Consider the following 24,005-nt stretch of genomic DNA (forward strand, 5'->3'; position numbering starts at 1 on the left):
GTATGAGTAAAGCAGAACGTGAAATGTACAAGAAAGTTCGCCGTATTATGGTTAGTGATTTAAAAAGGGATTTAATTGGACCAGCACATGACGAGTCTGATGTGATTTATGAAGCACCATCCCAGGCATATATTACGGGAATTTTATATCCTCTCGAATCCGAGGTAGAAACAGAAAAATCTTTAGAAGATGTTCAATTTGCTGACGTGTACGATGAACCTGAGTCGGGAATGGAAGAAGATGTGGAACAACAAAGAAATTCTGAACTTGAACAAGAAGCTGAAGAAGAGAAGATTACACCGAATAAGAAATTCAAGCATCAAAACTCTCTGGGAATAAGGTGCTATGTGCGAGAAACAACTGATCATATACGTGCATCAATCGCATGGGGGCGATACACATCATCTAAGAAATTTGATTCCGAAAGGAAAAGAGAAGTTATTTTATGGACACGTCAAATTGAGTGTTTTGAGGAGTATATTTCCTTGTCCTCATTCGATCAGAATATTGATATCCCTATTACACAGGAAGTATCACTTGTTGTTAGCAAAAAAAAGCTTTCAGGTACAGATGTATTCCTTGTTTCAGTTTTCCTTGTAAATAAACGAGTTGATAAAAATAGCAATAATGCCATGTTCCAGTGTGAGCTTACTCTAACTCATGAAGAAGGTAAAGGTATTTTCCTATGTGAAAACGAAGCAAGGAAGGATAAAAATGACTTTAGTGAGTTCCTATATCGGAATAAGCCTGTGTTTGCAAAAGGGTTTGGCTGTGCTGTTACCTGGAAAGCAGAGAGCAGCAACTACGCAAGTGAATTAAAGTCAGCCTTTATCCCAGAACATGAAGTCGAGAGTATGAGCACAGACTTACCGTACGATGAAAATTATGGTGAACTCCCTAAAGGTTATTTTTCCATTAAGCAATTTGCAGAGGCTGATGACCAACGTGAGACTATAGACAAGCTGAATAACCTAGCGAATAGGTATGAGAGCTGGATCAACAAGTTGCCTGTTGATAAGGTAGCAAATAAAGAAGCAACTGAGCGAGTTATTAAAGATTGTCAAGCAACTCTAACACGTATCAGAAGAGGCATTCAGCTGTTAGCGAACGAAGAGAATAATAAGGCATTTGTTGCTTTCAAATTTATGAATACAGTCATGCATACACAGGATGCCATGAAAAGATATTCTAGGAATAATAAGACCACCACACTCGAGACAGAGATACGCAAGGAAAATCTTGAATGGCGGCCTTTTCAGTTGGCGTTTATTTTGCTCAACTTAGAAGGGTTAGTAGATTTAAAATCAAAAGATCGTAAAATTGTAGACCTTCTTTGGTTCCCAACAGGTGGAGGAAAGACAGAGGCATACCTAGGCATTTGTGCTTTCCTATTGGGATATAGACGACTATTTGCTTCTACTAGCAGCGCCTATGAGCGTGATGGCGGTGTGACGATTCTTCTAAGATACACTCTCCGCCTTTTAACTACTCAGCAACGTGATAGATTAATGCGTATGATAAGCGCATGTGAGTATACACGTCAAAAAACCAATGCCTTTGGACAGTCAGAGTTTTCGGTTGGCTTCTGGGTAGGGGCACAAGTGACGGTAAATAAGCTAGATGACCTTACTGAGAACGAGTACTACCTTGACAGGGACAAGGTGCTGAAGGAATATGAAAAGATTGAAAAGCAAGTAATTGAATGCCCTTGCTGTGGGACAAAGGGCTTAGAGTATAAGTTTTTGCCAAGTAGAGACACCAAGACAAAAAAGACCGGAATTAAAATCTTTTGCACAAATGAGTCATGCTTCTTTTCAAAAACACATATCCCAGTCTACTTGGTGGACGAAGAGATTTATCGTAAATTGCCTACTGTGGTTATATCTACAGTTGATAAGTTTGCGCGGCTACCTTGGGATGAAAAGACCGCAGCTTTATTCGGAAAAGTAAATAGGTTTTGTGAACGGTGTGGCTATATTGCTGAGGGGGAAAAGCATGAAAAATCTCATCGAAACCCTAAGGCTAGTGTTCACGATGTTAAACCATTTTATCCACCAGAACTTATAATTCAGGATGAGTTACATCTCATAACTGGGCCACTAGGAACTGTGTACGGCGGGTACGAAACGGTTATTGAAGAGCTAAGTACAGCTCATGAGGGCGAAGATTATCTCAAGCCTAAGTACATTGCTGCGACTGCTACAATTAAGAATGCTGAGGTGCAAGTCGAAAAGGTGTTCGGAAGGAAACTCACACAGCAATTCCCGCCTCCTGGATTGAAGGTAGAGGATTCTTTTTTTGCGCGAGAAAGAAACTTAGATGAGTTTCCCTTCAGGCTTTATGCAGGTGTTTGTGTATCTGGTCACTCAATGAAGACAGTCCTATTACGGATATATGCGGTGCTACTTCAAACAACAGAGCACCTTTTGGAAGATGAAGAACTTTCAAAATATATTGATCCGTATAGAACCCTTGTTGGTTATTTCAACAGTATCAGGGAACTAGGTGGTGCAGTGCGTTTGTTAGAGGATGACATAAAAAAGAGAATTCAAACCCTGCAGAAGAAGTATAAGTACAGTAAGCAGAGATACATCAGCCGTAAGCCAGAACTCACCTCCCGTGTGCCATCAAGTAGAATTCCTAAGGTATTGGAGCAGTTGGAAAAGGAGATAGGCAACGAGGAACTAGATGTGGTTTTGGCTACTAATATGATTTCTGTTGGGATGGACGTTGACCGTTTAGGACTTATGGTAATTACAGGTCAACCAAAGCAAACTTCTGAGTATATACAATCATCTAGCCGTGTGGGTCGTAGTAAGCCAGGACTCGTAATTACTGTGTACAACCCTTACCGGCCTCGTGATATGTCACATTATCAGAATTTCAAGGGTTATCACCAGCGATTATACCATTTTGTAGAGGGAACTACAGCAACTCCATATGCTTCTAGGGCTAGGGACCGCTTTTTGCACGCTATTGCAGTTGCTTTGCTGAGGTTGAGCTATCCAGAGTTGGCAAAGAACTTGGATGCAAAGAATATAAAGGATATGGACTTGAACTATCTCAAGGATGTAGTTAAAAAGCGTGTATCCACTGTGGAATATCGAAATGTCTCGGATACTATGGAGCATTTGCAACATTTCCTAGACGAGTGGATCAGTCGGGCCGTATCGGAAGACAATTTGCAGTATTACTTCAATCCTAAGACAAGAAGCGCAAGAATAGGAAACCAAAGTCGTTTACTAGCACGTTTTTCTGAGGAGAAAAAACATGGCGGAAAGCCAACTCTCGATTCAATGAGGCAAGTAGAGGGTACATCTTCGTTGTATATCTATGAAGGGTGGAATAGCAGTGAAGAATGAAGTAGGGGAAGTCCGACCAGGGCAATTAATTACAACATACGGTCCAGGAGCAATTATGGATTCTGTAAATGACTCACTTGTGATTTTGGACATAAAGTATTGGACTAATCATAATAATAAGAAGATATTTGATAAAAATTTGATGAAGTTCCTAAAAAAGGACTATTTCAGGAAAATCCCATCTACGAAACACAAGGATTTGCCAGCAATTCCATTTCCAAACTACCATGTGTGTAGCAATGTAAAATGCTCACGTCTCTTTGACCTTAGAGATAATTTTGTAATGAGCGACTATCTTAAAGGTGGTCCCAAGTGTCCTGATTGCTCACGAAAGTCGTATCCTGCCCGTTTCGTGGTCTCGTGTCAAGAGAATCATTTAGATGATTTTCCTTGGAGATGGTGGGCGCATGGTAAGCAGGATACGGAATGTAAAGGAAAACTGCGTTTATGGAGTACAGGTAATACATCTAGTTTGGATTCTCTGTATGTAGAGTGTGAATGTAAAAAGAAGAAGAGCCTTCGAGGTGCGATGCAAGATAGTTCCTTTGAGAACTACAAGTGTACAGGTAATCATCCCCATAAATTAAATGAGAAGTCAAATTGTAACGAACCTGTAATTCCTTTGCAGCGGGGAGCTTCAAATGTTTACTTTCCAGCTTTAAGAAGTGCTATTGTTATTCCTAGCAACGCCAGTGAGGATAACAATCTTGATGATTTTTTTACTTCAGTTAAGGAAGTTATCAATACTTATGCTGACCTTATAGGTGAAAACTGGCATTATAAATTCTACAGTGATCGTTTAACCGGTCACAGTGAGTTCTCAGATGCTGAGGATTTCATCGCGAAGTGGACTGCATATCTTAATAGTAACGATTCAGAAGAAGAAATTGAGTATAATCAGATTAAGGAAGCTGAGTATAGGGCTTTTACTGCTTTTGATAGGAAGGTAAAGATGGGAGACTTCGAGGCGGAAGTTGAAACAGTTCCAGATGATTTTCAACCTTACTTCAATAGAATTGTAAAGGCTCACAGATTAAAGGAAATTCTTGTGCTTCTAGGGTTTATGAGGAATGACAGTCCTGAACCGGATGTCAATGAACCGAAGAAGATTGTATGGTTAGAGTCAGATGGGTATGAAAACTGGTTACCAGCAATTGAAGTGCACGGAGAAGGGATTTTTATTGAATTTAACCATACGACTATAAGCAAGTGGCTCGAAGAAAACAGTGAGCTTCCTAAGCGATCAGAGAAGTTTTCATCCTTGTACGCAAGTTGGATAGAGAGTAAAGGATGGGAAGTACGTGATGAAAAAGATATTGTGTACGTTATGCTGCATACATTTGCACACCTATTGATTAAACAGTTATCTTTGCAATCGGGGTACTCGTCAGTGGCGATTAAAGAAAGAATATATTGTGGAAAGAACATGGCTGGTGTTCTCTTGTACACTGGAAGTACTGATCAAGAAGGTTCCTTAGGTGGTCTTGTCGAAATGGGTAGTATAGATAAACTTCGGCCACTAATTGTAGATGCACTTGAAGAGGCCATATTCTGTTCTAATGACCCATCTTGTGCGAGCTTAGAGCCGAGTGAGGATAACCAGTTAAACGGCTGTGCCTGCTTTGCTTGTTCCATGGTTGCTGAAACTTCTTGCGAAACAGGAAACCGATTATTAGACCGTTCACTGTTGGTAAAAACAATAGACAGCAAGTACTCACCATTCTTTAAGGGGTTATTGTAGATGAGGAATCTGACTCGTTCGCATATGGTACTTTACCAAATTCAAAGCGTACTGAAGAAGTATGAGGAAGTTAGTGCACAAGATTTCTATGAGTCCTTAGATAAAGGGACTGTACAAAGAGAATTTGGAGTACGACCAGTCGATTTATCACGCTTAAGTATTTCCGAAGAGCAGTTTTCAGAACTGCTCTTGCTTTTTAAGCTCTACAGTGAGCAGCAACAACAGAGTAGTATTGAGTTTGTTGCAACAGTTCCAAGTGAAGTAGACGTTAGGCTTAGAAAAACTATTGCTGTCATTAGAGAAATGATTCACGGTGCACAAAATACTATCCTTGTTACAGGATATGCAGTGTCAGAGTATGTAGATGAAATTATGGAAAGGGTTTTAGAAAAGGCACTTGCTGGAGTTAATGTTGATATTTTTCTTGACCGGAATTCCCAGACTGATCGCTATATAGAAAACATAAGAGGGAGAAATCTTCCGAGTAACTTTAATGTGTATGTATATAAAGGTTCTCAAGGATATTCATCTCTGCATGCAAAAGTAATTATGGTTGACGAAGAAAAAGCCTTTGTCTCATCCGCAAATCTTTCCTATAATGGGATAGTAAATAATATAGAGATAGGTACATTGGTTGGCGGAGAAAAAATTTTGGTAATAAAAAATGTTCTCCTAGAATTGGTTAAGAATAATTATTTCGAAAAAATTATATGGTATGCATAGGGAGATTGAAAATGATTGTAATTGATTTATTTTCTGGAGCGGGAGGGCTGAGTGAGGGATTTCATAAGCACGATTTTAAAATTGCGGCGCATGTTGAAAAAGAATACTGGGCGTGTGAAACAATTAAAACGCGTTTGTTTTACCATTTTCTAAAGGCACAGAACGATTTAGAATTGTATCACGAATACTTAAGGGTGTCAGACAATTACCGCAATATTGAACAATCGAGAGCTTTTGTCTTTCAACGTTATCCTGAGTTAAGAGAGAAGCTTGAGATGGAAGTACTAAATCGGAAGTTTGGCAATCCCCATAATGACCCAACAGCGACTTCTTCAACACAGATGATACAACTTATTCAGAATTCGTTACAGTATAGCCGTGCTACAAGTGTAGATTTAATTATTGGTGGACCGCCATGTCAAGCATACTCTTTGGTTGGGCGAAGCAGGATGAAAGATAGTGTAGGTAAGGACTCAAGAAACTATCTATTCCAGTATTATAAAAGAATTGTCGATGAGTTTAAACCCAAAGCGTTTGTGTTTGAAAATGTTCCGGGGATACTTACTGCTAAGCAGGGGAAGGTGTACCAAGAGATTAAAGAGTCGTTTGATCAAATTGGTTACACAGTGTTATCAGGAACAAGCCAAGAAGACAGGAGTAATGTAATCGATTTTGCTGATTTTGGTGTACCTCAAAGAAGAAAAAGGGTTATCTTGTTTGGCTTTCAAAAGAAATTAAATTATGAGTACCCTAACTTTGAAAGACATAAATTATCTTGGAATAGTCCTTTAACCACCCGAGATGTTATTTCAGACCTACCAGTCTTGAAGCCAAAACAAGGTCATGATCTTCGACTTTTCGAGTATGATACGACACAGGGTGTTGATCAATTGTCGCCTTATGAACTGATGATGAGAGAGGACAGTATTGGATTTACTAATCACTTTGCAAGACCTATTAAAGAGCGTGATGCAGAAATATATCAAATTGCTATAGAACATGCCACCCAAGGAAGACAAATCAAGTACAATGAGTTGCCCGAGAGATTGAAGACACATAAGAATGAGAAGGCATTTCTAGACCGATTTAAGGTACATTGGTGGGATATTATTCCACACACTGTAGTTGCTCATATATCAAAAGATGGTCATTATAACATTCACCCTGACATTGAACAGTGCAGGTCTCTAACGGTAAGAGAAGCTGCCCGGATACAGGGTTTCCCTGATAACTATAAGTTTGAAGGTCCGCGTACCGCTCAGTATACGCAGGTCGGAAATGCTGTGCCACCTCTCATGTCTGGAGTAATTGCGAGAGCAGTGAAAGATGTTATTAATGGTCACCATTAAAAGACTGACTAGTAATTCTTGTATCTGCAAAAGTAGATGTTTCATGAAATTGGAATAGACCTAGTAACGTGACTTAAACTTGTTAAAAGAGTTTTCTTATTGAAAAGATGAAGTGGTACTGGAAGACACTTAGCCTTTTGGCGAGTGTTTTTTACTATGTAAGAGTAAAATAATCCCCACCAGAATTTTAGAAAATGAGAGAGGAGACGACAGGATCTTATGAATGAGATGTAAGTAAGGAACGGACACAAGAATATTTTTGGATTGTGACTGATTCTTGGTCTATCTTTTAGTGGTTTTAATAATTCATCTCTAGTATGAAATGTTTGTAATTGAAATCAAAACAAGGAGCTCTAAAAATGAGTTCCTTGTTTTCAGGTAATTAATTGTACAATGCCCCTGTGCAATAGGAAGTATTAAATTGAGTATTCATTTGAAATAACGAAGCCCGCCTTGATTCCTTATGAACTCCTCTGCATTGTCATTCCATTTAACAACAGGTTTTTTGAGTTTGCTTTGAAAAAGTACGGCAGAGTCCTTGGAAACAACATTGTTTGTCAGTTATTATAATAAATAGAAGAAAATATTTTTAAGAATTCCTCTCGTGTGTATACGTCAATAAATACTTGGTTTTTCACATTTTTTTAAAATACTCACCTTCCTCCTCATCTGAAAGATCTCCATCTAAAGCCATTGTTAACTTACCAATTTCAATATCCGTGATAAGGTTTAAATTAATATTGGAAGCACTCTTTTTACTAGGGAGATCTAATACGGCTAAGTATTTGACATCAGATTGTCCACTAGCTTTTTGAATCTGGTAAATAAAATGCCTTAATCTGTTTTGCACATCTTCAGATTCTTATAAGTGTATTTTTAGATTAAATGCTACCAATAATCTTTCATCAACAAAATTAATTAAAATTAGCCTTTGCAAATCAGTAATATGTCCATTAATAGGATCCTGTTCAAATCCTAATCGTATACAAATATTGTTGATCCGCATTTAACCAATTTAGTTTGTTTTGTCATTACTGAATCTTCCTTCAATCCAATGAAGTAATACATTTTTTGATACTTTGATCCGCTTTCAGATATTGATCACATGAAATCTGCCGGAATGAACAAGTTCATATGCTTATTTTCTTCCAATTCCAAGTATTGTTTGGATATCAGAAACATTAACGATTTCTGGATAATCATCAAATTACTTGTGCATATTTAATTAGCTCCTTGGGTTATTAATATAATATGGAAGCATGGCTATTTCTCTTTTTCACCATTCCAAATCATACTCGATATGGGGACAGGAGGCGGAGAATTTTTATCCAAATTGGGACCGCTTCCTTCGTCAGCATATGCTACTGAATGTTATTTCCCTAATGTGCCAGTGGCAAAGGAACGATTGACGCCTTTAGAGGTTCAGGTCGTTCAAATTGATAATGATGAAGATTCTTCCTTTTGAATCTGGCCAATTTGACTTGATCATCAATAAACACAAGTCATATTCAATTCAAGAGGTTAGGAGAATCCTTTCAAAAGGAGGACTCACTCAGCAAGTCGGCGGGCTTGATTGCCAAAAAATAAATGAAAAACTTGGCGCGCCGCTAAATGAAGAATTTAAGGATTAGAACTTGAAAACAGCGTTAAAAAAAATAGAAAAGCATGATTTTAAGATTTTAAAAAGTTGAGAAGAGTTTCCGACTCAAAGGTTTTATGATATTAGGGCTCTGGTCTATTATTTAAAAGCCATTCCCTAGCAAGTACCGGTTTTTGAAGTGAGTCAATACGAGGAAGAATTATATACGATTCACCAAATGATTACAGAAAAGGGTTATTGTGATGCAACACAGCACCGTTTTATCATTTTAGCGAGAGGGATGTAAGCTGTTCTTGTGCGAATTGTCAACACATTTATATATGAGTCTTTTCTAGGCAATGGATTGCGGTCAGCGGCATTGTATCCATTGCCTTTTTATATTTTTGAAGATGAATCTATTACAGTTCCGAACTGGACCGCTTGTTCTTTAAAAGGTGCGTGTCAACTGTGGTGTCATGGATGCTATGTAACATGATGGTGACCTGATCCAACACTTAAAGCAAACATATGAGGATGTATATGATCGCCATTAGGAAATAATTGTAGGCCATTAGACTTAGGAAAAATTCCTTCTTTCAAAAAAACCAAAATAAATGTTGACGCTTTCATAAAACCGATATATACTTTAATCAAATCCAATATTGATAAATTAGACATGTGACTGGTCATGCAGGCAGGATCTAAAACCGATAAATTTTTTAATTTGTCGGTTTGGGTCCTTTTTTTATTGCCTAAATATAGGTCTCATGTTTCAGAAAAGGGGGAGAAACAGTGAATTACACACAAACAGCAAGAGACGTATTGCAGCATGTAGGCGGTAAAGAGAATATTGCCCACTTGGAGCATTGTTCGACACGACTCCGTTTTACACTGATTGATCAAAACAAGGCGGATGTACCGGCACTTGAGAAAACACCAGGTGTCATCGCTGTCCGTATGTCGGGCCAATGCCAGGTTGTGATTGGAAACGATGTCATCGAAGTCTATGAGAAATTGACCGGCCTTCTCGGCGGATCATCTTCTGGACATAATGGGTCTTCCAATCAGCCAAAGGAAAAGCGAAAGATGGGGACTGTACTTTTAGACTTTATTGTTGGCGTTTTTCAACCGCTTGTTCCAGCCATTGCGGGTGGAGGGATTTTAAAATCGTTTCTCCTCCTCTTCTCGTTATTCGGATTAATTGATGCCAAAGGGCAAACGTATCAAATATTAAATATGGTTGGCGATGCGCCGCTTTACTTCCTGCCATTGCTGGTAGCGGTGACAACAGCCAATAAGCTAAAAGTGAATCCGCTTGTTGCATTATCGGCAGTCGGCGCTCTTATTCTGCCAAACATGACGTCTATGCTGACAGAAGGCGCTCAATTATTTTCATTTGATTTGAAAAATATTGCGTATGCCTATCAGGTGTTTCCGGCGATATTATCTGTCCTCTTGTATGCACAGATGGAAAAATGGTTTACTCGTATTTCGCCAAAACCGATTCGAATTTTCTTCGTACCGATGATGTCATTGGTTATTACAGTTCCGATCACTCTCCTGTTGCTGGGACCAATCGGTTTTACAGCTGGGCAAGGCTTAACAGCAATCATCCTTGCTATGTTTGACAAAGTGGGCTGGGTTGCGGTTGCGATCCTGGCAGCAGTCCTTCCATTTATGGTCGCATCAGGGATGCACAAAGCGATGGTGCCTTACGCTGTAACAACAATGGGCAATCTCGGAAAAGAAGCACTTTACTTGCCTGCATCACTTGCACACAATCTCGCCGAAAGCGGGGCGTGTTTCGCAATTGCCCTTCGTACAAAAGATAAAGTGCTTCGTTCAACTGCCATTTCTGCAGGGATTTCCGCATTCTTTGGCATTACCGAACCGGCATTATACGGGGTGACACTGCAAAATAAACGTGTGCTTAGCAGTGTCATGATCGGTTCTTTCATCGGCGGTATCTTCATTGGACTTGTCGGACTTCAAGCGTTTGTTCTTGTTGGACCTGGTCTTGCAAGTATGTCGATGTTCATATCTGACGAGCTTCCACGCAACTTTATGTTTGCAGTTATCGGTTTTGGCATCTCATTTGTTGTTGCTTTTGCTGCTGCCTTTATTTTAGGAAGAGATCGAAAGACAGAAGAAACGGAAAAAGCAGCAGAGCAAGGTGTTTTCGCTGAAAAACTTGGCGCAGATGAGACATTCAAAAGTCCAGTCATCGGTCAAATGATTTCACTATCTGATGTAGAAGATGACATATTTTCTTCAAAGGTAATGGGAGAGGGAATTGCCATTATTCCTTCAAAGGGTGAACTATATGCACCGGTAGATGGCGAGATTTCCCTTCTCTTTGAAACAAACCATGCGCTCGGCATGAAAACAGCAAACGGAGTTGAGGTTCTTTTCCATATTGGGATTGACACCGTTCAGCTAGAGGGCAAGTTCTTTAAACCATTGGTGCAAGCAGGGGATCAAGTCAAAGCAGGTGATCTGCTCATTCAATTTGACGTGGAAAAAATTAAAGAAGCAGGTTATGATCCAGTTACACTAGCAGTTATTACGAATACGGATCAATATGATATAAAAGTAACGCAATTAAAAGAGGTCAATCGTCAAGATACGTTGATGGTTGTTACACAATTAGGAGGGTAATCATGATGACAAAGACAAAAGGATTTCCGAAAGGTTTTTTATGGGGCGGTGCGATTGCCGCAAACCAGGCAGAAGGCGCTTGGAATGTTGATGGAAAAGGACCGTCTGTTGCAGATATTGCCATGTACCGTTCGAATTTGAGTGTAGAAGATTACGAAGGACATCTTGCTGTTACTTCTGAAAACATTGAACGCGCAATGAAAGACCCGGACGTAAAAAAATATCCGAAGCGCAGAGGCATTGACTTTTATCATCACTATAAAGAAGATTTGGCTCTCTTTGCAGAAATGGGCTTTAAAACATTGCGTATATCGATTGCATGGAGCCGAATTTTCCCGACAGGGGAAGAAGCTGAGCCGAACGAGAAAGGCCTTCAGTTTTATGACCGTCTGTTTCAAGAAATGAAAAAACATAACATTGAACCGATCGTGACTCTATCACATTATGAAATGCCATTAGCACTTAGTGTGAAATACAACGGATGGGTTGAAAGAAAAGTGATCGACCTCTTTGTGAAATTCGCCAATGTGTGTTTTGAACGCTATAAAGATGTTGTGAAATATTGGCTTACCTTTAATGAAATAGACAGTATACATCGCCATTCTTTCATTACAGCGGGAATCATTCCTGACCGCTGTCCTGAAGGAAAAATAGAGGAAACGGTTTATCAAGCATTGCACCATCAATTTGTGGCATCCGCTCTTGTGACTGCAGATTGTCATCGCATCATTCCCGGCAGTCAGGTGGGATGTATGCTAACGAAACTCACGACATACCCGCACACTTGTCATCCGAATGATGTTGAACGCGCACTGAAGCAAAACCTTGATAACTATTTCTATGCAGATGTTCAAGTGTTTGGCGAATATCCGCCATTGATCAAACGCATGCTGGAACGAAAAAATATCAATATTAAGATGGAAGCGGACGATCTTGCCATTTTGAAAGAACATACGGTAGACTTCATTTCATTTAGTTACTATATGTCCCTGACAGAATCTGCACAGGAAGGGCTGGAAAAAACAGATGGCAATACAATTCGCGGTGTGAAAAATCCATATTTGCCTGCAACAGATTGGGGTTGGCAAATCGATCCGGTCGGTTTAAAAATTTCGCTCATTGAATTGTATGATCGCTATCAAAAACCTCTTATTATTGTGGAGAACGGCATGGGTGCGAAAGATGTTGTTGAAAGCGATGGATCGATCCATGACGATTATCGCATTAACTATTTCAGAGAACATTTCCGTCAGATGAAAGAAGCCATTGAAGAAGGTGTTGATCTCTTTGGATATACGAGCTGGGGATCCATTGACATTATTAGTGCGGGAACATCTCAAATGTCCAAACGATATGGGTTTATCTATGTTGATCAAGATGACGATGGCAACGGCACATTGAAGCGCTCACGTAAAGATTCATTCTACTGGTATAAGAAAGTGATCGAGTCAAATGGAGAAGTATTAGACTAAAAAACCGCATTCATGAAAAGGTGATGGCGATGTTTAAAATAAAAAAAGTTTTAAACTCGAGTGTGGTACTGGCTGAAGATCAGAACCGACAGGAGATGGTTTTATGCGGCAGGGGCATCGGTTACGGACGAAAACCTGGGAATATGATTGAAGAAAAACAGGCTGATCAAGTGTTTATGCCAGTAGACAATATGAAGGCAAAGGAATTTCTCCAACTGTTGGATTCAATACCGCAAGAATTTATTGAATTAACACAGCAAATTGTTCATTATGCAGAAGAAAAATTAAAAACAAAGCTAAATTCCGGTGTATACTTCACATTAATGGATCACTTGAATTTTGCAGTAGAGCGTTATAAAAAGAACATCAATATTACGAATCGCGTCTACTGGGAAATTAAAAACTACTATACAGAAGAGTTTGAGGCAGGGAATTATGCGCTGCAGCTCATCAATGAAACACTCGGGATCCAATTGCCGAAAGAGGAAGCGGCAAATATTGCGTTCCACTTAATTAATGCATTAGGAGAAGAAACAGAATCAAAAAATGGAATGAAGTATGCAAAAATGATCGGGAGCATTGTCAATCTTGTCCGTTACACATTAAATATGAAATGGGATCAAGAAAATATTCATTACAGCCGATTTATCACACACGTTAAATTTTTCGTTGAAAGATTTTACGCTGATAAATTGCTGGCAGATCAGGAGAATGAATTGTTTGAGCAAATTGCTAATTTATATCCGCAAGCAATGGATGTAGCTTTCAAAATCAAGGATTATATCAAACAGGTACACGGAATCGTCATTCCGAACGATGAACTAACTTACTTGGCTGTTCATATTCATCGATTGATTTCTTATCAACAATTAAAATAAACTAGAACCACTTGCCTCTTTGGAAGGCGAGTGGTTTCTTGTTTTTGGAAAAAGAAGGAGCGCTTCTGTTTATAGGCCAGATGTGTTGATTGATCTATACCAACAGTTAAAATTGATAGCAAAAGGCTTTTTCCTCAATCGAGAAAGGTCTCATATCGAATTGTTGACAAAAACATAACACTAATTGACAAAAGGTCATTACAAAAATTTACACATGTGATAAGATCATTTTACAGATAGAGAACAATCTTAAAGAGAAAGAGGGGGGTTCGGCATGAGCAAGGTCGCTTCAGAGGTGGTTGCGGGGGTGTTGAACGAATTCCATTTGGCCATTAAAAAGCATGATATTGAGCAGGCAAAGCATCTTTTTGATGAGGCGAAGTCGATGTTTTCCGAGATGGAAGAGGATCAGAATGTGCTGGCTTATTTTTCGCTTCTTGAGGAGCGGTACCGGATGATGCTTTATGATGCGAGGGGAGAGCGGCTGCCGCGGGAGTCTTACTTTAATGATTCGCAGATCGAGTGCATGGAGCAGACGGATCATATGATCGATTATTATTTCTACTTTTTTGAGGCGATGCATGAAGCGTACAACAAGAATGTTGAGCGAGCGATCAGCCTGTACAAGGTTGCCGAGAAAAAACTAGCAAAGGTGCCCGATCAGATCGAAGCGGCCGAGTTTTATTTTAAAGTGTCCTGGCTGTATATGTCTCTCCGGCAAAATGCGGTTTCTCTCAATTATGCGAGAGACGCGATGAATATTTACAAAATGCATGGCGGGTACGAAAAAAAGCTGGCGATTTCCCAGGTTGTGATGGGGACAAATTACATGCAGATGCAGCGCTTTCAAGATGCGGAGAAGTACTTTGAAGAATCGATTGAAATTTCCAAAAAGATTGACGATTCGTTTTTAGAAGCGATGCTTCACCACAATATCAGCATTCTGTATTCCAATTCCGGCCGGTCTCAGGAATGCATTCTCGCCGTCCAGCATGCTTTGAGCAACCCCGCATGGTGCGAGTCAAGCTACTATATCAACTCGCTTTACATGCTGATCAGAGAGTTTTTCAAAATCGGCGAAACAGAAGCGGCCCTGTTCTATTATAAAAAAGGACAGGAGGAATTAAAGAAAAACGGGAATAAGCATTATGAAAAGAAAATAAATATTATTTATGAGCTGTATTGCCATGAAAACGTCAAAAGCATCAAAGACGACATCGATTCCTTGGACGAGATGAATGATTTAGACGGTGTCTGTGACCTTTCATTGCTCATCTCAAGCTATTTCGAGAAAAAAGGAGATTTCAAGGAAGCGCTGGAATTTGTTAAAATATTCATGAAAGCCGAAAACAAAATGAGATCATTAGGGAGTGAGGTATTGTCATGAAAAAATTGATTCTTTGCTTGTCGTTAACTGCTATGGTCTTAGGCGGAGCAGCTTTATCCCAAAGCCACAATCAGGCGTCAGGCGGCGTTCAAACAGCTGAGCTGCCGGTTGGGGGTTAATGTTCGCTGAAGTCCTTTTTACAGGGCTTCTTTTTTAAAGCCATGAAATGGGGTGCGATGACAGTGAATCTGCAAGAGCATGATATATAAAAACCTTCCATATTCGCGAGAGGCCCTCCAATCGTTTAAAACATATTTAAACTTCAAAATTGGAGGGGAATATCATGAATGACAAAACATTTCTTTCATATTTAAAACACGCAGATAAGCCTTTCAGCGGCTGGGATTTTTCTTTCATTGATGAAACGGGAAGAATGAAAAGCGACCTGCTTTCATGGTCATACGGAAGCATGGCTCTGTCTCTTATACAAGATTCCAAATCCATGCTCGATATGGGGACAGGCGGCGGAGAGTTTTTATCGAAATTGGGGCCGTTTCCTTCGTCAGCATACGCTACGGAATGTTATTTGCCAAATGTGCCAATCGCAACGGAACGATTGACGCCTTTAGGGGTTCAGGTCGTTCAAATTGATGATGATGAAGCTCTTCCATTTGAATCTGGCCAATTTGACCTGATCATCAATAAACACGAATCATATTCAGCACAAGAGGTGAGGAGAATCCTTTCAAAAGGAGGACTGTTCTTCACTCAGCAAGTTGGCGGGCATGATTGCGAAGAAATAAATGAAAAACTTGGTGTGCCGCTAAATGAAGAATTTAAGGATTGGAACTTGGAAAAAGCGTTAAAAGAAATAGAAATGCATGATTTTAAGATTTTAAAAAGCAGGGAAGAGTGTCCGGTTCAAAGGTTTTATGATATTGGGGCTCTGGTCTATTATTTGAAAGCCATTCCCTGGCAGGCGCCCGGTTTTGAAGTGAATCAATACAAGGATGAATTGTATGCGATTCATAAAATGATTAAAGAAAAGGGTTATTTTGACGTTACACAGTACCGGTTTATGATTTTAGCGGAAGCGATTTAGATTTTGATCAAAGATTGTGCCTAAGAAGGGTGTCTCATATTATATGGTGGCATCCTTTTTTTCGTAAAGCCAGTTATTTATCCATACATCAGGAGGAAAAGCGATGTCATCCCAAACTGTTACCAATTATTTTCTCGATAGTGCGGCTGAGTCTATTATGCGTTGATTGTTATGGTGCTTGCTTTTTATTGCATTCGTTCATTTGTCCGGAATCGTGTTTGTGATTGCCGGAATCTTTGTCACGGTTGTAAAGAAAGGCAGCGGAACTCGCGTCTTAGGGCGGATTTCCAAAAAAATGTCGTAAATTCGATGCATCAATTTGATGAAATCGCCCGGCCCTGCGGTATAATAGATTTTGTGAATGAAAGATTCAATGTTGAAAGAGAGTGGTTACATCATGGGCCGTAAATGGAACAATATAAAAGAGAAGAAAGCGTCCAAGGATGCGAATACAAGCCGAATCTACGCCAAGTTCGGCCGCGAAATCTATGTGGCGGCAAAGCAGGGAGAGCCCGATCCCGAACTGAACCAGTCGCTGAAATTCGTGCTTGAGCGCGCCAAAACATACAATGTCCCGAAAGCGATTATTGAGAGGGCGATCGAAAAAGCGAAGGGCGGCTCTGAGGAAAATTACGACGAGCTGCGTTATGAAGGTTTCGGTCCGAACGGAGCGATGGTGATCGTCGATGCGTTGACAAACAACGTCAACCGCACGGCTGCCGATGTGCGCTCCACATTTGGCAAAAACGGCGGAAACATGGGTGTGAGCGGATCTGTCGCTTACATGTTTGATCCGACGGCCGTCATCGGCTTTGAAGGCAAAACGGCTGATGAGACGCTCGAATTATTGATGGAAGCGGATATTGATGTCCGTGATATTTTAGAAGAAGACGATGCGGTGATCGTCTATGCCGAACCCGATCAGTTCCACGCCGTACAGGAGGCGCTGCAAAACGCCGGCATCACAGAGTTCACGGTGGCCGAGCTGACCATGCTCGCGCAAAATGACGTCGCCCTTCCAGAGGATGCGCGCGCACAGTTTGAAAAGCTGATTGACGCGCTGGAAGATTTGGAAGACGTTCAGCAAGTTTACCATAATGTCGATTTAGGGGCGTAAAAAGAAATCGTGAAGTAAAAAGATAGATGAACAGGCGAAAGTCTGTTTTGTCTATCTTTTTTTATTTGTAAAGTTAATTTGACACCCAATTTTTTGTTAAGTATACTTTACGTATAGTAAACTTTACATTCCAATGGAGGAAAGATGAAAACGTTAATAAAGGAAAAGCGCACTTCGCTGAACATGACACAAGAAGAACTGGCTAAAAGGCTTAATGTGTCGAGGCAAACGGTGATTTCCCTTGAAAAGGGAAAATATAAACCTTCACTCGTTCTGGCGCATAAACTGGCTCAAATTTTTGAATGTCTGATTGAAGATTTATTTATTTTTGAGGGGGATGAAAATATTGACTGAAACGATGACAAACACACTGATCGCTTTAGCAGGTTTAGGAATAGGCGTGCTCGGGATCGCAATGATTTACAGTGTGAACAGAAGGATTGGCAAAAAAGAGAGGCTGTTCGATGAACGCCAGCAGAAAATTAATTATCAGGCTAAGGCGCTTTCCTGGAACATTACAATGGCGGCTATTTTAATTGTCTGGGCATTGGTGATTATTTTCCAAGGGATTTCCTTTTCATTTTTCTTAATAACAGGTTTATATATCCTGCAATGTTTATCAATGCTGATCACAACCGTTTACCTTGCGCAGAAAAACTAAGATGGTGCTGTTCCCCTTGCATCCGGATTTTACCGATTTATCGGTAAAATCTTTTTTTATATCCAAAAGACTCATAAGATTGAATTTTCTTGAAAGACTGCCGATACATAAGATGTAGTCTAACTTTTCCCAAAACTGTTTGATAGGAGATGGACTGAATGATTCAAATGACTGACCTCAACCGTCAATACATAGGAGGGGAATGGAGAGTCGGCCAAAGTGAAAGCGTCTTGGACGATCTGAATCCTTTTACCCATAAAACGATTACCTCTTTTCGGAAAGCGACGCGGGAGGATGTCGATGCGGCGTACAAAGCTGCGCTTGAGGCGAAAAAGAAATGGGATAACGTCAATCCCTATGAAAAAAGGGCGATTTTAGAAAAAGCCGCGGCTTATATTGAAGACAATAAAGAAGCGATCGTGTACCTCATTATGGAGGAACTTGGCGGAACACGGCTGAAAGCGGCTTTTGAAATCGATCTTGTCGTCAATATGATCAAAGAAGCGGCAGGTTTCCCGCTCAAAATGGAAGGAAAAATTCTCCCTTCACCGGTTGATGGGAAAGAAAATCGGATATACCGCATTCCGGCGGGAGTGGTCGGCGTCATCAGTCCGTTCAACTTTCCGTTCTTTTTATCTGTAAAATCGGTTGCGCCTGCGCTTGGCGCCGGGAACGGCGTTGTTTTAAAGCCGCATGAAGAAACACCGATTTGCGGCGGCACGCTGATTGCAAAGATTTTTGAAGAAGCCGGTCTTCCGAAGGGACTGCTGAATGTCGTCGTTACAGATATCGGGGAAATCGGCGACAGCTTTGTTGAGCATCCGATTCCGCGAATCATCTCGTTTACCGGTTCAACGAAGGTCGGCAGCTATATCGGGCAGCTGGCGATCAAACATTTCAAAAAACCGCTGCTTGAACTCGGCGGAAACAGCGCCTTGATCGTTCTCGAGGATGCCGATTTGGAATACGCCGTCAATGCCGCGACTTTCAGCCGCTTCACACATCAAGGGCAAATCTGCATGTCGGCCAACCGGATTCTTGTTCAAAAAGAAGTGTATCCGGAATTTTTAAAGCTGTTCAGCCAAAAAGTATCCGGGCTTAAAACGGGCGATCCGCTGGACCCTGAAACCGTTATCGGCCCTGTTATTAATGAACGCCAAGCTGAACATTTAAGAAAATCGATTGAAAAAGGCATCGAAGAAGGCGCCACACCGCTTCTGAAAGGCGATATTAAAGGCAATCTCGTCGAGCCGACGATTCTTGCGGATGTCACGCCTGATATGTCTGTCGCCAAGGAAGAGCTGTTCGGTCCGGTTGTATGCGTCATGCCGTTTGAGACCGAAGCAGACGCGGTTGAGATCGCGAATGACACGCCTTTCGGACTGAGCGGAGCCGTACACACGGGAAATGTGGAGAGCGGCGTTGCCATCGCAAAGCAAATCGAGACGGGCATGATCCATGTCAATGACACGACGATCAACGATGAGCCGCATGTCGCTTTCGGCGGTGAAAAGCAATCGGGGATCGGAAGGCTGAACGGAGAGTGGAGCCTTGACGAATTTACGACATTAAAATGGATTTCCGTCCAGCACCAAAAAAGGAGTTTTCCATATTAAGAGGAGGATTTGATACATGAATGAAGCAGTAAAAACGGACATCCACCCGCTGCTGGATGCTTTTGTGAAAGTGGCGCCGTTCCTGAATCAGCTGATTCAGGACGATGTGACAGTGGGGATTTACGATACCGAAAAGCTGATCGTCAACATCCCGGGAAAGACATTTTCCCTGAATGTCAAAGCGGGTGACCCTTTGCAGGAAGGCGATATTATTACAGACGCCATCCGCCAAAACAAAAAGAAAGTAAGCATGGTGCCTAAGGAGCTGTTCGGCTTCCCTCTTGCGGCGAGAGCGATCCCGCTCCACGACGAGAACGGAAGGGTTATCGGCGGAGTCGGGCTCGGCACGAGCCTTGAAAAATCGGATCAGCTTCACCGCGTCGCGGAAAGCCTGTCGGTCATCGTCGAGCAGACGGCTTCGGCCATTCAGGATATCGCCGAATCTGTCAGCGGCTTCTCCGGACAAATGTCCGACATCTCCAAGCAGGCGAAGGAAGTCAGTGAAAGCGCCGGAGAAATCGAGAAAATTTCAGTCACCGTAAAAGGCATTTCAGATCAAAGCAACCTGCTCGGGCTGAACGCGGCGATTGAAGCGGCGAGAGCCGGAGAGTCAGGAAAAGGGTTCTCCGTCGTCGCCGACGAAATCCGCAAGCTTGCGACACACTCAAAAGAAAACGTCGGCCAGATTGACCAAATCACGAAGAAAATCCACGCGTTATTAAAAGACCTTGAGCATTCGATCGAAGTCATCAATGAACATACGAGCGGCCAGGCCGCCGGCGTTGAACAAATTTCCGCCACCATGCAGGAGATCAGCAGCAACGCGCAAAACCTCGCCAAGATGGCGGAACATCATTTTGAAGACTAGAACATTTACAAGCCCGTCGGCAAAACTGGCGGGATTTTCTCATATTTTCAATTATTAAAATTTTATTTTAAATTTTTTAGAGGAATTTTCCCCGGGCGAAGCGAAAGTGATGAATGGGAAATCGCTTTCAAAGGGGGAAGGGGTAAATGAGAGTATATACACCGACTAAACTGACCGGATTGTTATTGGGGCCGATCAGTTTTTTGCTGATTCTCGGCTTGATACCGGAAGCTGAGCTGGCTTACGCGCCGCGGATCGTTCTTGCGGTTACAGCTTGGACGGCAGTCTGGTGGATTACGGAAGCCGTGCCGATTCCGGCGGCATCGCTCTTGCCAGTCATTTTGCTGCCGACATTGGGCGGTTTAGATATGGAAGCGACGGCCAAAGCATACGGCGATCCGATTGTGTTTATGTATATGGGGGGATTTATCATTGCGATCGCCATCGAAAAATGGAATCTTCATAAACGGATGGCCTTGCATATTTTGAAGCGGATCGGGACTGAAAGCCATCGAATCGTGCTCGGCGTGATGGCGGCGACGGCGTTTTTATCGATGTGGATTTCGAATGCTGCGACCGCTTTGATGATGCTTCCCGTAGCGCTTGCAGTTATTAAAGAAGTGCAGGAAAAAGAAATTTTAAAAGGCGAATCGCTGCAGAAGTTCAGCAAAAGCATTTTGCTGGCTGTCGCGTATGCGGCTTCGATCGGCGGACTTGCCACATTGGTCGGTTCCGTGCCGAATGCGGTCTTTGCCGCGATGTCCAAACAGATGCTCAATCACGAAATTATGTTTTTTGAGTGGTTTTTATTCGGGTTCCCGGTTTCCGTTCTGTTTCTTGCCATTTTATATGTTTATTTAACGAAAATAAAATTTAAAGTGAGCACTTTTCAAGGAAAAAAGCCTGATTTTATCGATCATGATTTAAAGGCGCTTGGCGCAATGACGAGGGAGGAAAAATCGGTTTTTGCCGTTTTTTTGTTGACCGCATGTTTGTGGATGTTCAAATTCATCCTGCCGTTTCAAATTTCAGATACGGCGATCGCGATTTTCGGAGCGGTTTTGCTGTTTTTAATTCCGAGTACAGAGGATGAACGGATTTTGGAATGGAAGGATATGCAGACACTGCCATGGGGGCTGCTTCTGTTGTTTGGAGGCGGCTTGTCGCTTGCAGCCGGTTTTTCGGCGACCAATCTGACGGCGTGGATCAGCGGCAAGCTCAAGCTGTTGGAAGGCCACCCTTACTTATTAGTGCTGATTATTTTGACGGCTGCGATTTTATTTATGACCGAAATCATGTCTAATACGGCTGTCGCCAATATGGTGATTCCGATGACGATCGGCCTTGGCGCCGCGCTTCAGGTCGAGCCGTACGGGCTGATGGCGGCAGCTGCGCTTGCTTCATCATGCGCCTTTATGCTCCCGATCTCCACCCCGCCGAATGCCGCCGTCTTCAGCGCCAATCTGCTGACGATGAAGGATATGGTCAGGGCGGGCTTTTGGCTCAATATGGCAGGTGTCGTCTTGATCGTGATCAGCGTATATTTCTGGCTTCCGGCCGTCTTCCTGTAATGTCCGTGAAAAAGCTCTCACTAGTTTTCTCGCATCATCTGCATTAAAATAAGGTTATGACATTACGTTAGGATTGGTAGACAGATGAGCATTTTTAAAGCGGAAGGTTTATATAAAACTTACGGAGATAAAACATTATTTGACCATATATCGTTCCATATCGAAGAAAACGAACGGATCGGCTTGATCGGACCGAACGGAACGGGAAAAAGCAGTTTGCTGAAAGTGATCGCAGGCCATGAATCGACCGAAAAAGGAGATATCACCAAGCCCGGCAGCCTCCATATCGAGTACTTGGATCAGGATCCTGATTTGGACGGCCCGGAAACCGTGCTTGAGCACATTTATTCGGGAGATTCCGTGATGATGCGGACGATGAGGGCGTATGAGCAGGCGCTTCAGGAGCTGAATGCTTCGCCTGATGATCCGAAAAAGCAGGAAAACCTGCTGGCGGCACAGGGGAAAATGGACGAACACGGCGCCTGGGACGCGAATACGGCGGCAAAAACGATTTTAACGAAGCTTGGCGTCGCGGATGTGGCAAAAGAAGTGAGCTCGCTATCAGGAGGGCAAAAAAAGCGGGTTGCGATCGCAAAAACATTGATTCAGCCTGCTGACCTCCTCATTTTGGATGAGCCGACAAACCACCTTGACAATGAAACGATCGAATGGCTTGAAGGCTATTTGAGCGGGTACCCGGGCTCGGTCGTTCTCGTCACCCATGACCGCTATTTTTTAAACCGGGTGACAAACAGGATCTATGAACTGGATCGCGGGCGCCTATACACATACAAAGGGAACTACGGAGTGTTTTTGGAAAAGCGGGCCGAAAGAGAAGCGCTCGTCGAACAAAGCGAAACGAAGCGGCAAAACCTTCTCCGCAGGGAGCTTGCCTGGCTGAGAAGGGGAGCTAAAGCCCGTTCGACAAAACAAAAAGCAAGAATCCAGCGGGTGGAGGAACTAAAGGAACAAGATGCGCCTGAAACCGGTTCTTCCCTTGATTTCGCCATCGGCTCCCACCGTCTCGGCAAGCAGGTGATTGAAGCTGAAGGTGTTGACATCAGCCGCGGCGGCAATCAGCTTGTCCGTTCATTCGATGAACTGATTGTGCCGGGGGACCGGATCGGCATCATCGGACCGAACGGGATCGGCAAAACAACGCTTTTAAACGCGCTTGCCGGCCGCGTCAAGCCTGATGGAGGGCAGATCACGATCGGCCAGACTGTAAGAATCGGATACTATACACAGGATCACAGCGAAATGAACGATGCGCTGCAGGTCGTCGAATACATTAAGGAGACGGCTGAGGTCGTCAAAACGGCCGACGGACAAGTGGTCACAGCTGAGCAGATGCTGGAAAGGTTCCTTTTTCCGCGGAGCATGCAGCGCAACTTGATTCGCAAGCTGTCAGGCGGAGAAAAGAGGCGCCTTTATCTTTTGAAAGTGCTGATGGAAGAGCCGAACGTCCTGTTCCTTGATGAGCCGACAAACGACCTTGATACCGAGACGCTCGGAGTGCTGGAAGATTATTTGGAACAGTTTCCCGGCGTTGTCGTGACCGTTTCCCATGACCGCTATTTCCTTGACCGTGTCGTCGACAGGCTGCTTGTATTTGAAGGCAGCGGAAACGTTTCGCGTTTTCAAGGTTCATACAGCGAATATATGGAGAAGCAAAAGGAGACCAGCCGTCAAAAGCCGGCGCCTGAAGCCGCAGAACCTGCCAAACCTGAGAAAAAGAAAAGAAAGAAGCTGTCTTATAAAGATCAGCTGGAATGGGACGGCATCGAAGACAGAATCGCCGCTCTGGAAGAAAAGCATAAACGGCTTGAAGAGGAAATCGCCGCCGCCGGCAGCGACTTCGCCAAGATTCAGACATTGATGGAAGAGCAGGCGCAAACAGCCGCAGAGCTTGACGAGGCAATGGAGCGTTGGACCGAGCTGTCGCTGATGATCGAGGAGCTGGAACAATTGTAATGGAAGC

The 24,005-nt window shown here is 42.4% G+C and carries 18 protein-coding genes and 1 pseudogene; 18 read left to right on the forward strand and 1 reads right to left on the reverse strand.

Features of this window, described 5'->3' with window-relative positions; translation table 11 throughout:
* Nucleotides 1–2 precede the first annotated feature (2 nt).
* The 4 genes from drmA to MHI30_RS03770 are packed head-to-tail and all read left to right on the forward strand — an operon-like array spanning nucleotide 3 to nucleotide 7,175.
* On the forward strand, nucleotides 3–3,362 hold the full coding sequence (gene drmA, locus MHI30_RS03755; RefSeq protein WP_020450479.1) for a DISARM system helicase DrmA: 3,360 nt from the start codon (nucleotides 3–5) through the stop codon (nucleotides 3,360–3,362).
* On the forward strand, nucleotides 3,352–5,103 hold the full coding sequence (locus tag MHI30_RS03760; RefSeq protein WP_253185719.1) for a DUF1998 domain-containing protein: 1,752 nt from the start codon (nucleotides 3,352–3,354) through the stop codon (nucleotides 5,101–5,103). Before drmA ends, MHI30_RS03760 begins: the two co-directional genes overlap by 11 nt.
* On the forward strand, nucleotides 5,104–5,826 hold the full coding sequence (locus tag MHI30_RS03765) for a phospholipase D-like domain-containing protein (protein ID WP_075755346.1): 723 nt from the start codon (nucleotides 5,104–5,106) through the stop codon (nucleotides 5,824–5,826).
* An 11-nt stretch (nucleotides 5,827–5,837) separates the two neighbouring features.
* Nucleotides 5,838–7,175: a DNA cytosine methyltransferase gene (locus MHI30_RS03770; RefSeq protein ID WP_075755348.1), complete on the forward strand. Its 1,338-nt coding sequence runs from the start codon at nucleotides 5,838–5,840 to the stop codon at nucleotides 7,173–7,175.
* 634 nt (nucleotides 7,176–7,809) lie between these two features.
* Here MHI30_RS03770 and MHI30_RS03775 read toward each other — a convergent pair.
* Nucleotides 7,810–8,025 (reverse strand): hypothetical protein, encoded by a 216-nt coding sequence (locus tag MHI30_RS03775; RefSeq protein ID WP_075755350.1) that lies wholly within the window; start codon nucleotides 8,023–8,025, stop codon nucleotides 7,810–7,812.
* 433 nt (nucleotides 8,026–8,458) lie between these two features.
* On the opposite strand from MHI30_RS03775, the pseudogene MHI30_RS03780 reads away from it, so the two are divergent.
* From MHI30_RS03780 to MHI30_RS03845, 14 genes and pseudogenes are all read left to right on the forward strand, one after another.
* Nucleotides 8,459–9,061: pseudogene (locus MHI30_RS03780) on the forward strand (methyltransferase domain-containing protein); the annotation flags it as partial.
* Between the two features lie 485 nt (nucleotides 9,062–9,546).
* Entirely contained in the window at nucleotides 9,547–11,412 is a 1,866-nt protein-coding gene (locus MHI30_RS03785) for a beta-glucoside-specific PTS transporter subunit IIABC (protein WP_075755352.1), read from the forward strand.
* 5 nt (nucleotides 11,413–11,417) lie between these two features.
* Nucleotides 11,418–12,884 carry a glycoside hydrolase family 1 protein gene (locus MHI30_RS03790; protein WP_075755374.1) on the forward strand — a complete coding sequence of 489 codons (1,467 nt, stop codon included), beginning with the start codon at nucleotides 11,418–11,420 and terminating at the stop codon, nucleotides 12,882–12,884.
* Nucleotides 12,885–12,913: 29 nt separating this feature from the next.
* Nucleotides 12,914–13,762 carry a PRD domain-containing protein gene (locus tag MHI30_RS03795; RefSeq protein WP_075755354.1) on the forward strand — a complete coding sequence of 283 codons (849 nt, stop codon included), beginning with the start codon at nucleotides 12,914–12,916 and terminating at the stop codon, nucleotides 13,760–13,762.
* Between the two features lie 274 nt (nucleotides 13,763–14,036).
* Nucleotides 14,037–15,149 (forward strand): Rap family tetratricopeptide repeat protein, encoded by a 1,113-nt coding sequence (locus tag MHI30_RS03800; RefSeq protein WP_075755356.1) that lies wholly within the window; start codon nucleotides 14,037–14,039, stop codon nucleotides 15,147–15,149.
* Nucleotides 15,146–15,268: a PhrK family phosphatase-inhibitory pheromone gene (locus tag MHI30_RS03805; protein WP_011197633.1), complete on the forward strand. Its 123-nt coding sequence runs from the start codon at nucleotides 15,146–15,148 to the stop codon at nucleotides 15,266–15,268. The genes MHI30_RS03800 and MHI30_RS03805 overlap by 4 nt, the downstream gene beginning before the upstream one ends.
* A 164-nt stretch (nucleotides 15,269–15,432) precedes the next feature.
* The gene (locus MHI30_RS03810) at nucleotides 15,433–16,191 is read left to right on the forward strand and encodes a methyltransferase domain-containing protein (RefSeq protein ID WP_075755358.1); all 759 of its coding nucleotides are present in this window, start codon (nucleotides 15,433–15,435) and stop codon (nucleotides 16,189–16,191) included.
* Nucleotides 16,192–16,588: 397 nt separating this feature from the next.
* Entirely contained in the window at nucleotides 16,589–17,308 is a 720-nt protein-coding gene (locus MHI30_RS03815) for a YebC/PmpR family DNA-binding transcriptional regulator (protein WP_075755362.1), read from the forward strand.
* A 144-nt stretch (nucleotides 17,309–17,452) separates the two neighbouring features.
* On the forward strand, nucleotides 17,453–17,662 hold the full coding sequence (locus MHI30_RS03820) for a helix-turn-helix transcriptional regulator (protein WP_003179660.1): 210 nt from the start codon (nucleotides 17,453–17,455) through the stop codon (nucleotides 17,660–17,662).
* The gene (locus MHI30_RS03825) at nucleotides 17,646–17,969 is read left to right on the forward strand and encodes a DUF2178 domain-containing protein (RefSeq protein WP_240931694.1); all 324 of its coding nucleotides are present in this window, start codon (nucleotides 17,646–17,648) and stop codon (nucleotides 17,967–17,969) included. The genes MHI30_RS03820 and MHI30_RS03825 overlap by 17 nt, the downstream gene beginning before the upstream one ends.
* A 158-nt stretch (nucleotides 17,970–18,127) precedes the next feature.
* Nucleotides 18,128–19,585, forward strand: coding sequence for an aldehyde dehydrogenase family protein (locus tag MHI30_RS03830; RefSeq protein ID WP_061578645.1), 1,458 nt, complete (start codon nucleotides 18,128–18,130; stop codon nucleotides 19,583–19,585).
* A 16-nt stretch (nucleotides 19,586–19,601) separates the two neighbouring features.
* The gene (locus MHI30_RS03835) at nucleotides 19,602–20,453 is read left to right on the forward strand and encodes a methyl-accepting chemotaxis protein (protein ID WP_075755364.1); all 852 of its coding nucleotides are present in this window, start codon (nucleotides 19,602–19,604) and stop codon (nucleotides 20,451–20,453) included.
* Between the two features lie 146 nt (nucleotides 20,454–20,599).
* Nucleotides 20,600–22,024 carry a DASS family sodium-coupled anion symporter gene (locus MHI30_RS03840; protein WP_075755009.1) on the forward strand — a complete coding sequence of 475 codons (1,425 nt, stop codon included), beginning with the start codon at nucleotides 20,600–20,602 and terminating at the stop codon, nucleotides 22,022–22,024.
* Between the two features lie 84 nt (nucleotides 22,025–22,108).
* On the forward strand, nucleotides 22,109–23,998 hold the full coding sequence (locus MHI30_RS03845) for an ABC-F family ATP-binding cassette domain-containing protein (protein ID WP_075755011.1): 1,890 nt from the start codon (nucleotides 22,109–22,111) through the stop codon (nucleotides 23,996–23,998).
* The last annotated feature ends 7 nt before the right edge of the window (nucleotides 23,999–24,005 follow it).

It is taken from the genome of Bacillus sp. FSL L8-0528, assembly GCF_038593085.1.
Lineage (GTDB): Bacteria > Bacillota > Bacilli > Bacillales > Bacillaceae > Bacillus > Bacillus paralicheniformis.